We start from the raw sequence: 9,489 nt of genomic DNA on the forward strand, positions 1-9,489 counted from the left end.
CCCTCACAAAAGCCCAAGCGGAGAACATAAGAAATGTCTCATTTTCTGGATCGATTGAAGTTCCTGTCGCGCGTGAAGTCCACGTACGCGGACGGGCATGGTGCGGTGGTCAGCGAGGACCGCACCTGGGAAAACGGCTACCGCAGCCGCTGGCAGCACGACAAGGTCGTGCGCTCCACGCACGGCGTGAACTGCACCGGATCGTGCTCGTGGAAGGTCTACGTCAAGAACGGGCTGATTACCTGGGAGACGCAGCAGACCGACTACCCGCGCACCCGGCCCGACCTGCCCAACCATGAGCCGCGCGGCTGCCCGCGCGGGGCGTCGTACAGCTGGTATGTCTACTCGGCCCAGCGCGTGAAGTACCCGCTGATCCGCGGCCGTCTGATGGAGATGTGGCGCGAGGCCCGCAAGACCATGGACCCGATCGCCGCCTGGGAATCGATCAGCCAGGACCCCGAGAAGGCCCGCTACTACAAGAGCGTGCGCGGCCAGGGCGGCTTTGTGCGCGCCGACTGGAACACCGCCACCGAGATGATCGCGGCGGCCAACGCGTTCACGGTCAAGCGCTTCGGGCCGGACCGCGTGATCGGATTTTCGCCAATTCCGGCCATGTCGATGGTGTCGTACGCCGCCGGCGCGCGCTACCTGAGCCTGATCGGCGGCGCGTGCCTGTCGTTCTACGACTGGTACTGCGACCTGCCGCCAGCCAGCCCGCAGATCTGGGGCGAGCAGACCGACGTGCCGGAATCGGCCGACTGGTACAACAGCACCTACCTGATGGTCTGGGGCTCCAACGTGCCGCAGACGCGCACCCCGGACGCCCACTTCTATACCGAGGTGCGCTACAAGGGCACCAAGACCGTGGCGGTGTCATCGGATTTCGGCGAAATGGTGAAGTTCGGCGACATCTGGCTGGCGCCGAAGCAAGGCACCGACGCCGCGCTGGCCATGGCGATGGGCCACGTGGTGCTCAAGGAATTCCACGCGACCGGAAAGTCGTCGTATTTCCGCCAATACATCAAGCAGTACACCGACATGCCGATGCTGGTGCTGCTGCGCGAGCAGGACGGCACGCTGGTGCCCGACCACTTCCTGCGCGCGTCGCACCTGGACGGCAGCCTGGACCAGTCCAACCATCCCGAATGGAAGACGCTGCTGATCGACGAGGCCAGCGGCGAGATCGTGGCCCCGAACGGCTCGATCGGCTTCCGCTGGGGCGAGGCCGCGCACGACGACGGCGCCCGGGTGGGCCGCTGGAACCTGGAGATGAAGGACGGCGGCAGCGGGCGGGCAATCGATCCGCGGCTGTCGCTGATCGGCCATGAGGACGAGGTGGCCGAGGTAGGCTTCCCATACTTCGGCGGCGAACACGACGCCCTGCTGGCCCGCCGCGTGCCAGTGCGCCGCGTGACGCTGGCCGACGGATCGGTGGCCAGCGTGGCCACGGTCTACGACCTGCAGATGGCCAACTACGGCGTGGACCAGGGGCTGGGCGGCCCCAACGTGGCCGCATCGTTCGACGACGACGTGCCGTACACCCCGGCCTGGCAGGAAAAGCACACGACCGTGCCGCGCAAGCTGGTGATCCAGGTGGCGCGCGAGTTTGCCGACAACGCCGACCGCACCGAAGGCAAGAGCATGGTGATCGTGGGCGCGGCGCTGAACCACTGGTACCACAACGACATGATCTACCGCGGCATCATCAACCTGCTGATGATGTGCGGCTGCGTGGGCAAGAGCGGCGGCGGCTGGGCGCACTACGTCGGCCAGGAAAAGCTGCGGCCGCAGTTCGGCTGGGCGCCGCTGGCGTTCGGCACCGACTGGTCGCGCCCGCCGCGCCAGATGAACGGCACGTCGTTCTTCTACAACCATACGAGCCAGTGGCGCCATGAAAAGCTGGGCGTCGACGAGATCCTGGCGCCCACGGCCGACCGCCGGCGCTACGACAACCTGTCGCTGCTGGACCTGAACGCCAAGTCCGAGCGGATGGGCTGGCTGCCGTCGGCCCCGCAGCTCGGCCGCAACCCGCTGGACGTGGTGGCCGACGCCCGCGCCGCCGGCAAGGACCCGGTGGCCCACACCGTCGAGCAGCTCAAGTCCGGCGCGCTGCAGTTTGCCTGCGACGACCCCGACAACCCGGCCAACTTCCCGCGCAACATGTTTGTCTGGCGCTCGAACATCCTCGGCAGCTCGGGCAAGGGGCACGAATACTTCCTGAAGTACCTGCTCGGCACGCAGAACGCCGTGTTCGGCGACGAGGACGACGCGATCAAGCCCAGCGAGGTGACCGTCCGCCCGGCCGCCGAAGGCAAGCTGGACCTGCTGACCGTGCTGGACTTCCGCATGAGCACCACGTGCCTGTACGGCGACATCGTGCTGCCGACGGCCACCTGGTACGAAAAGGACGACCTCAACACGTCGGACATGCACCCGTTCATCCACCCGCTGTCCGAGGCCGTGCAGCCGCTGTGGGAAAGCAAGACCGACTGGGAAATCTACAAGGCCATCGCCAGCAAGTTCACCGAACTGGCGGGCCCGTACCTGGGCACCCGCGAGGACCTGGTCTGCACCCCGCTGCTGCACGACACGCCGGGCGAACTGGGCCAGCCGTTCGAGCCGAAGGACTGGAAGCACGGCGAGTGCGACCTGATTCCGGGCAAGACGGCGCCGTCGATGACCGTGGTGGAGCGCAACTACGCCGACATCTATCGCAAGTTCACGTCGATCGGCCCGCTGCTGGACAAGCTGGGCAACGGCGGCAAGGGCATCAACTGGGACACCAAACACGAGGTGCACGAGATTGGCCAGCTGAGCAAGACCGTGACCGAGCCCGGCGTGAGCCAGGGCCGGCCGCGGCTGGAGACGGCCATCGACGCCGCCGAGATGATCCTGACCTTCGCGCCCGAGACCAACGGCCACGTGGCCGTCAAGGCGTGGGACGCGCTGTCCAGGATCACCGGCCGCGACCACACCCACCTGGCCACGGGCCGCGAGCACGACAAGATCCGCTTCCGCGACGTGCAGGCGCAGCCGCGCAAGATCATCTCGGCACCGACGTGGTCGGGGCTGGAATCCGAGGAAGTCAGCTACAACGCCGGCTACACCAACGTCCACGAGCTGATTCCCTGGCGCACGCTGACCGGCCGCCAGCAGTTCTACCAGGACCACCGCTGGATGCTCGACTTTGGCGAGGGCGCGTGCGTCTACAAGCCGGCCATCGACACCAAGACGGTAAGCCCGATGCTGGGCCGCAAGCCGAACGGCAACCCGGAGCTGGTGCTGAACTGGATCACGCCGCACCAGAAATGGGGCATCCACTCCACGTACTCGGACAACCTGCGCATGCTGACGCTGTCGCGCGGCGGCCCACACGTCTGGATCTCGGAAGTCGAGGCCAAGGCCAACGGCATCCGCGACAACGACTGGGTGGAAGTCTTCAACGTGAACGGCACGCTGACCGCCCGCGTGGTGGTGTCGCAGCGCGTGCCGCAGGGCATGTGCCTGATGTATCACGCGCAGGAAAAGATCGTGAACGTGCCCGGCGCCGAGACCAGCGGCATGCGCGGCGGCATCCACAACTCGGTCACGCGGGCCGTGACCAAGCCCACGCACATGATCGGCGGCTACGCCCAGCTGGCCTACGGCTTCAACTACTACGGCACGGTTGGCAGCAATCGTGACGAATTTGTGATCCTCCGCAAGATGAACAAGGTGGACTGGCTCGAAGGGCCACGCCCGGCGGAACCCGCCCCCCAAACCCAGGCAGACAAGACTGAAGGAGCATGGCAATGAAGATCCGCGCGCAAGTGGCCATGGTGCTGAACCTCGACAAGTGCATTGGCTGCCATACCTGCTCCGTGACCTGCAAGAACGTCTGGACCAGCCGCGAGGGCGTGGAGTACGCCTGGTTCAACAACGTCGAGACCAAGCCGGGTGTGGGCTTTCCGAAGGAATGGGAGAACCAGGACAAGTGGAACGGCGGCTGGAAGCGCCAGGCCGACGGCAGCCTGACCCCGCGCCAGGGCGGCAAGGGCAAGATCCTGTCCAACATGTTCGCCAACCCGAACCTGCCGCAGATCGACGAGTACTACGAGCCGTTCACCTACGACTACGAGCACCTGCAGAAGGCCCCGCTGGTGCAAACGCCGCCCACCGCGCGGCCGGTGTCGGCCATCACGGGCAAGAAGATGGACAAGATCCACTGGGGCCCGAACTGGGAAGACGACCTGGGCGGCGAGTTTGACGCGCGCAGCCGCGACAAGCTGTTCGACAACATCCAGAAGGACATGTACTCGACGTTCGAGAACACCTTCATGATGTACCTGCCCCGGCTGTGCGAGCACTGCCTGAACCCGACCTGCGTGGCGTCGTGCCCGTCCGGGTCGGTCTACAAGCGCGAGGAAGACGGCATCGTGCTGGTGGACCAGGACAAGTGCCGCGGCTGGCGCATGTGCATCTCCGGCTGCCCGTACAAGAAGATCTACTTCAACTGGCAGAGCGGCAAGGCCGAGAAATGCGTGTTCTGCTATCCGCGCATCGAGGCCGGCCAGCCCACCGTCTGCTCGGAAACCTGCGTCGGCCGCATCCGCTACCTGGGCGTGATGCTCTACGACGCCGACCGCATCGAGCAGGCCGCGGCCGTGGCCGACGAGCGCGACCTCTACCAGTCGCAGCTCGACGTGTTCCTGGACCCGCACGACCCGGCCATCCAGGCCGAGGCGCTGCGCCAGGGCATCCCCCAGAACTGGCTGGACGCCGCGCGCAAGTCGCCGGTCTACCGGATGGCCGTGGAATGGAAGGTTGCCTTCCCGCTGCACCCCGAATACCGGACGCTGCCGATGGTCTGGTACATCCCGCCGCTGTCGCCGATCCAGTCGGCCGCCGAGGCCGGCTTCATGGGCATGAACGGCGTGATCCCGGACGTGGCCAGCCTGCGCATCCCGGTGAAGTACCTGGCCAACCTGCTGACCGCCGGCGACGTGATGCCGGTGCTGGGCGCGCTGGAGAAGATGCTGGCGATGCGGGCGTTCAAGCGCAGCCAGTCGGTAGACGGCGTGCAGGACCTGGCCGTGCTCGAACAGGTGGGCCTGACGCCCGCGCAGGTCGAGGACATGTACCAGACCATGGCCATCGCCAACTACGAGGACCGCTTCGTGGTGCCGGCATCGCACAAGGAACTGACCGAGGACAGCTTCGACGAGAAAGGCAGTTGCGGCTTCAGCTTCGGCAACGGCTGCTCGGGCGGCACGTCGGACGGCACGCTGTTCGGCAAGAAGAAGCCGCAGCCCGCCGTGGCCTACGCCGACCTGCCCCGCTCGCGCCGCAAGGCGCTGGCCACCTGAGGCCCACCGGAGAACGACCATGACGATTCATCGCGTATTGAGCGCCGTGCTGAGCTACCCCGAGCAGCCACTGCTGGACGGCCTGGGGGACATCGACTGGGCCCTGGCCGAATGGCCGCAGGCCCGCGGCATGCTGGCGCCGCTACTGGACGTGCTGCGCCACGAGCCGCTGATCCGCCTGCAGGAAAACTACGTGGCCACCTTCGACCGCAACCCGGCGCATTCGCTGCACCTGTTCGAGCACGTGCACGGCGAGAGCCGCGACCGCGGCCAGGCGATGGTGGACCTGCTGGAGGAATACCGCCGCGACGGCTTCGACATGACATCGGCCGAGCTGCCCGACTACGTGCCGCTGTTCCTGGAATACCTGGGCGCGCTGGTCATGGACGGCAAGGACGAACGCGCCGAGCAGCTGCTGGGCGACGCGATCCACGTGCTGGCCGCCATCGGCGACCGCCTGGCGCGCAACGAAAGCCCGTACGCGGCGGTGTTCCACGTGCTGCGCACGCTGACCGACACCCAGCCGCAGCCCCAGGAAGAGCCACCGGTGCGCGATATGGACGAGGCGCTGGAAACCTTCGGCCCCGGCGCCGACGGCGTGGAACCGCTGCTGGCGCGCAAGCCGGAGGTGGAGCCCGTGCGCTTCTACCCTCGCGACCGCGCCACGCCGACCCCGATCAACCCCTGACATCCGAGGACCCTCACCATGAACCTGGTCCACCAGTTCCTGTTCGGCATCTACCCGTACATCGCGGCGGCCATCTTCCTGTTCGGCAGCCTGGCGCGCTTCGAGCGCGAGCAGTACACCTGGAAGTCCGACAGCTCGCAGGTGCTCTATCGCGGCAACCTGCGCATGGGCAACATCCTGTTCCACGTGGGCATCCTGGGCCTGTTCTTCGGCCACATGGTCGGGCTGCTGACGCCGGTGGCGGTGTGGGACGCGCTGGGCGTCTCCCACGGCTTCAAGCAGGGCGTGGCGATGGTGGCCGGCGGCGTGATGGGCACGATGTGCCTGGCCGGGCTGCTGATCCTGCTGCATCGCCGGCTGACCAACGCGCGGGTTTCCGCCGTAACCCGCACCGGCGACAAGGTGCTGCTGCTGTGGCTGCTGGTGACGCTGCTGCTGGGGCTGTCGACCATCTTCGCGTCGGCCAGCCACATGGACGGCCACATGATGCTGCAGCTGATGACCTGGGCCCAGCACATCGTCACACTGCGCGCCGATGCCGCCAGCTACGTCGCCGATGCCCCGCTGGTCTTCAAGGCGCACCTGTTCATGGGCATCTCGCTGTTCGCGATCTTCCCGTTCACGCGGCTCGTGCATGTGTGGAGCGGCTTTGCCTCGGTGACGTACCTGGGGCGGGCCTGGCAGCTTGTGCGCAGCCGCTGAGGGGCCCGGATGCACGCGATCGAGCGCCTGCTGAAAGGGTTCGAGCGCTTCCAGCAGCACTATTTCGAGGAGGCGCCGGCCCTGTACGACGCGCTGCGGGCCGGCCAGCATCCCCAGACCCTGCTGATCGGCTGCAGCGATTCCCGCGTCGACCCCGGACTGCTGCTGGGCAGCGACCCGGGCGACCTGTTCACGGTGCGCAACGTGGCCAACCTGGTGCCGCCGTGCCACGAAACCGAGAGCGGGCGGCTGCACGGCGTGTCCGCCGCCATCCAGTTCGCGGTGGAGCAGCTGCGCGTGGCCCGGATCATTGTCATGGGTCATAGCGGCTGCGGCGGAATTCGCGCATTGTTGGCCCGGCCCGCGGCGGACGGCGACACGCCGGCGCCGCGGCAGGACTTTATCGGCCCGTGGGTGCGGATTGCCGCACCGGCCCGGCACCTCGTGGACCAGACCATGCCCGACGCCAGCGCCGACCAGCGCCAGCACGCGTGCGAGCAGGCATCGATCCTGGTATCGCTACGCAACCTCGAATCGTTCCCGTTCGTGCGCGATGCCCGCGAGCGCGGTGCGCTGACGCTGCACGGCTGGTACTTCGACATCGCCGCCGGGGCGCTGCTGGCCTACTCGGACCGCGCCGACAGCTTCCTGCCGCTGGTCTGCCCGCTGCCCGCCGCCCATCCGGGCGGCATCAGGAACCGGCTGCGCCCCACCCGGCGCCACGACGACGCCTGCACGGACGGCGAGGCGGACGGCAAGGCGGCACGGTCCTACGTCGACCCAACACTTTCCGGAATGGACACATGAAAGATCTCTGGCTGAAACTTGCCGGCCGACGCCTGCTGCCGCTCGTCCAGGGCGGCATGGGCATCGGCATCTCCGCCCATCGGCTGGCGGGCACCGTGGCCGCGCACAACGGCGTCGGCACGATCGCCAGCATCGACCTGCGCCACCATCATCCCGACCTGATGGCCCGGACACGCGGCACGCGGGACAAGGAGAAGATCGAGGCCGCCAACCGCGTGGCGCTGGACCGCGAGATCCAGGCGGCGCGCGTGCTGTCGGCCGGCCGCGGCCTGATCGCGGTCAACGTGATGAAGGCTGTCGGCTCCCACGCGCAGATGGTGCGGCAAGCCTGCGAGAGCGGCGCCGACGCGATCGTCATGGGCGCCGGACTGCCGCTGGACCTGCCCGAACTGGCCGCCGGCCATCCCAAGGTGGCGCTGATTCCGATCCTGTCCGAGACGCGCGGCATCGGACTGGTACTGCGCCGGTGGATGAAGAAAGGCCGGCTGCCCGACGCCATCGTCATCGAGCACCCGGCACACGCCGGCGGCCACCTTGGCGCGGCGACGATCGAGGACCTCGGCCACGAACGCTTCTCGTTCGGCCGCGTACTGAACGAGTGCCGCGAATTGTTCCATTCGCTCGGCCTGGCATGGGACAGCATCCCGCTGATCCTGGCCGGCGGCATCAACACGCACGAAAAGGTGCGCCACTGGCTGGGCGAAGGCGCCGCCGCCGTGCAGCTGGGCACCGCGTTCGCCGTCACCGAGGAATCGGACGCCCATCCCGCATTCAAGCAGGTCCTGGCAACGGCATCTCCCGACGATATCCGCGAGTTCACCAGCGTCGCCGGCCTGCCCGCCCGGGCCGTGCTGACACCGTGGCTGTCCCGCTACCTGGCCAGCGAAACCCGCCTGCAGCGCCGCGCCAAGCCGCGCGACTGCCTGGAAGGCTTCGACTGCCTGCAAGCCTGCGGCCTGCGCGACGGCGTGGCAAAGATCGGCCAGTTCTGCATCGACCTGAAACTCGCCCAGGCCGTCCGCGGCGACGTCGAGCGCGGCCTGTTCTTCCGCGGCAAAGGCAAGCTACCGTTCGGCGAAGCCATCCGCCCGGTGGCCGAGCTGATGCACTACCTGCTGACGGGCGAGAAGCCAGCGGCGGTGGCAGGGGGTAATGGGGTGGCGGTGGTGGGTGTTTGAGGGGTGACGAGAGATTGATCATTAGCATCCGATCAATACCTGGGGAAGCGCAAAGCGTGCCTATTTCCTACTTGGGTAATAACGCATGAAGGCGATCATTATCGCAGGCATGTTTTTGGTGCTCTCTTCCACCGCGCTGGCCCAGCGCCCAGTACATTCTTGCGCCGGCGATCTATCAGTAGAAGGAAATCGAAACAAGCTTCTGATTCTCCGCGAGGATTCCCGAAAAATAGCGACTGCAAAAAGCAAGCACCAACTGGATGGAGGCCTATTCAATCTCGATAACTCCCTCTTGGTGGTGTATGGCCTGCCAAACCAGGTGGATCGCATACACCCCCAGACCACCCGCCTGACAGTGTTCTCCATCGAAAAGGGAAAGCCGCGAATGCGCAGAATATTCGGCGAAACATTCGGCAGCGGAATCCTCGAGATCGGATTTACACAAGACAATAAATCCATCTATGTCAGCACCAGGTTGGGCCACGGGCTTATCGATATTCGCAATAAGGACGTTGCGTGGTTTAGTTTGAGTGAAGAACTGGATGTGAAATTACAGGAATGTCCACCTGACAACGCTACGAAAGCATTTTGACGCGATCCGTTTTTAAGCATAAAGCCTGCGGGAAATTGGACAAGCTTTAAATGTCGCCACACCCTGCCGATTCTTCCCAAGTCCGACCTCGCTGAACCAGTGATAATCAGCCCGCCGTTCCTACCCAGCGAAGGCAGGAGTTCTGCCAAGCCTTCCGAAGTTGACCCGATGATGGCT

Annotated in this window: 7 protein-coding genes; all 7 read left to right on the forward strand. The window is 66.2% G+C overall.

Going from position 1 to position 9,489, the window contains the following annotated elements; translation table 11 throughout:
- Positions 1–33 precede the first annotated feature (33 nt).
- Positions 34–3,795 (forward strand): nitrate reductase subunit alpha, encoded by a 3,762-nt coding sequence (locus tag QTN24_RS23315; protein ID WP_313840029.1) that lies wholly within the window; start codon positions 34–36, stop codon positions 3,793–3,795.
- Positions 3,792–5,345 carry a nitrate reductase subunit beta gene (gene narH, locus QTN24_RS23320; protein ID WP_313840036.1) on the forward strand — a complete coding sequence of 518 codons (1,554 nt, stop codon included), beginning with the start codon at positions 3,792–3,794 and terminating at the stop codon, positions 5,343–5,345. Before QTN24_RS23315 ends, narH begins: the two co-directional genes overlap by 4 nt.
- A gap of 19 nt (positions 5,346–5,364) precedes the next feature.
- Complete coding sequence (gene narJ, locus QTN24_RS23325; RefSeq protein ID WP_313840030.1) at positions 5,365–6,033, forward strand: nitrate reductase molybdenum cofactor assembly chaperone; 669 nt, start codon at positions 5,365–5,367, stop codon at positions 6,031–6,033.
- 18 nt (positions 6,034–6,051) lie between these two features.
- Entirely contained in the window at positions 6,052–6,735 is a 684-nt protein-coding gene (narI, locus tag QTN24_RS23330) for a respiratory nitrate reductase subunit gamma (protein ID WP_313840031.1), read from the forward strand.
- 9 nt (positions 6,736–6,744) lie between these two features.
- A complete protein-coding gene (locus QTN24_RS23335; RefSeq protein WP_313840032.1) occupies positions 6,745–7,542 on the forward strand; it encodes a carbonic anhydrase in 798 nt (265 codons plus the stop codon).
- On the forward strand, positions 7,539–8,720 hold the full coding sequence (locus QTN24_RS23340) for a nitronate monooxygenase family protein (protein ID WP_313840033.1): 1,182 nt from the start codon (positions 7,539–7,541) through the stop codon (positions 8,718–8,720). Before QTN24_RS23335 ends, QTN24_RS23340 begins: the two co-directional genes overlap by 4 nt.
- An 85-nt stretch (positions 8,721–8,805) precedes the next feature.
- Positions 8,806–9,312, forward strand: coding sequence for a hypothetical protein (locus QTN24_RS23345; protein ID WP_313840034.1), 507 nt, complete (start codon positions 8,806–8,808; stop codon positions 9,310–9,312).
- Positions 9,313–9,489: the final 177 nt, after the last annotated feature.

Source organism: Cupriavidus sp. SZY C1 (genome assembly GCF_032190535.1).
GTDB classification, from domain to species: Bacteria; Pseudomonadota; Gammaproteobacteria; order Burkholderiales; family Burkholderiaceae; genus Cupriavidus; species Cupriavidus pauculus_C.

Bases quoted from the DNA above. Each gene is read 5' to 3' on its own strand.
- QTN24_RS23315 (WP_313840029.1), top strand. From the start codon at position 34: ATGTCTCATTTTCTGGATCGATTGAAGTTCCTGTCGCGCGTGAAGTCC.
- narH (WP_313840036.1), top strand. From the start codon at position 3,792: ATGAAGATCCGCGCGCAAGTGGCCATGGTGCTGAACCTCGACAAGTGC.
- narJ (WP_313840030.1), top strand. From the start codon at position 5,365: ATGACGATTCATCGCGTATTGAGCGCCGTGCTGAGCTACCCCGAGCAG.
- narI (WP_313840031.1), top strand. From the start codon at position 6,052: ATGAACCTGGTCCACCAGTTCCTGTTCGGCATCTACCCGTACATCGCG.
- QTN24_RS23335 (WP_313840032.1), top strand. From the start codon at position 6,745: ATGCACGCGATCGAGCGCCTGCTGAAAGGGTTCGAGCGCTTCCAGCAG.
- QTN24_RS23340 (WP_313840033.1), top strand. From the start codon at position 7,539: ATGAAAGATCTCTGGCTGAAACTTGCCGGCCGACGCCTGCTGCCGCTC.
- QTN24_RS23345 (WP_313840034.1), top strand. From the start codon at position 8,806: ATGAAGGCGATCATTATCGCAGGCATGTTTTTGGTGCTCTCTTCCACC.